This is a genomic window from Catenibacterium sp. co_0103 (assembly GCF_004168205.1).
GTDB classification, from domain to species: domain Bacteria; phylum Bacillota_I; class Bacilli_A; order Erysipelotrichales; family Coprobacillaceae; genus Catenibacterium; species Catenibacterium mitsuoka_A.
In genome coordinates this window covers 1-1,000 of record NZ_RCYB01000212.1, presented here as the reverse complement: position 1 = coordinate 1,000, position 1,000 = coordinate 1, and the positions used below count along the sequence as shown (strand labels likewise).

At 47.8% G+C, this 1,000-nt stretch carries 7 tRNA genes; all 7 read right to left on the bottom strand.

Annotated features, from left to right (window positions below):
* Nucleotides 1–292 precede the first annotated feature (292 nt).
* The 7 genes from EAI80_RS13245 to EAI80_RS13215 all read right to left on the bottom strand — a co-directional run bounded on the left by EAI80_RS13245 (nt 293) and on the right by EAI80_RS13215 (nt 922).
* A tRNA-Ser gene (locus EAI80_RS13245) sits at nt 293–385 on the bottom strand.
* 10 nt (nt 386–395) lie between these two features.
* Nucleotides 396–471: transfer RNA gene (locus EAI80_RS13240), tRNA-Phe, on the bottom strand.
* Between the two features lie 4 nt (nt 472–475).
* Nucleotides 476–553, bottom strand: a tRNA-Asp gene (locus EAI80_RS13235).
* A 4-nt stretch (nt 554–557) separates the two neighbouring features.
* Nucleotides 558–634 (bottom strand) — tRNA-Met (locus tag EAI80_RS13230).
* 10 nt (nt 635–644) lie between these two features.
* Nucleotides 645–721 (bottom strand) — tRNA-Ile (locus EAI80_RS13225).
* 28 nt (nt 722–749) lie between these two features.
* Nucleotides 750–826 (bottom strand) — tRNA-Met (locus EAI80_RS13220).
* Nucleotides 827–846: 20 nt separating this feature from the next.
* Nucleotides 847–922: transfer RNA gene (locus EAI80_RS13215), tRNA-Ala, on the bottom strand.
* Nucleotides 923–1,000: the final 78 nt, after the last annotated feature.

The following is a 1,000-nucleotide window of genomic DNA, read 5'->3' as shown; positions in this document are numbered from 1 at the left end:
GTAGCGCATATGTCTGATATGCCGTATAATCTTGTTGGTGTATCATTGCAAACTAAATATACCACAAAAGACGGACCTCGGTCCGTCTTTTGCTTTTTATGAAACTATAATGAGTTATTTACCCGTTACAGCCTCTTTTTTTCTTTGCCTAAAAAAATAGGGGAGTAATAAAAAAGGATAGCATCGAGAGTTAGGTAACTAAAATGCTTATCCAATAAGAACCACTAAAATATAGTATTTGAAATAATGCACAAAAAAAACTCAGGAATGAATCCTGAGTTATATTTATTAATGGCGCAGGTTGAGGGATTCGAACCCCCGCAGGACGTTAATCCTCTGTCGGTTTTCAAGACCGATCCCTTCAGCCGGACTTGGGTAAACCTGCATCATTCTAATGGTGGTTCCGGCCGGAATCGAACCAGCGACACGAGGATTTTCAGTCCTCTGCTCTACCGACTGAGCTACGGAACCAAAATGGCGGTCTGGACGGGGCTCGAACCCGCGACCTCCGCCGTGACAGGGCGGCATTCTAAACCAACTGAACTACCAGACCATTTTGGTTGCGGGAGAAGGATTTGAACCAACGACCTTCGGGTTATGAGCCCGACGAGCTACCAGACTGCTCCATCCCGCGATATGTAATTTGGTGGACCCTGCTGGACTCGAACCAGCGACCAACCGGTTATGAGCCGGTGGCTCTAACCAACTGAGCTAAGGGTCCTCATCTATCAGAGTACTTTTTAATCAAATGGTAGCGGGAGAGGGATTTGAACCCCCGACACTCCGGGTATGAACCGAATGCTCTAGCCAACTGAGCTATCCCGCCATGTATATGATTAATTAAATTGGTGGAGCCTAGGAGGATCGAACTCCTGACCTCCTGCGTGCAAAGCAGGCGCTCTCCCAGCTGAGCTAAGGCCCCAAATAAATGGTCGGGAAGACAGGATTTGAACCTGCGACCCCCTGGTCCCAAACCAGGTGCACTACCAAGCTGTGCTAC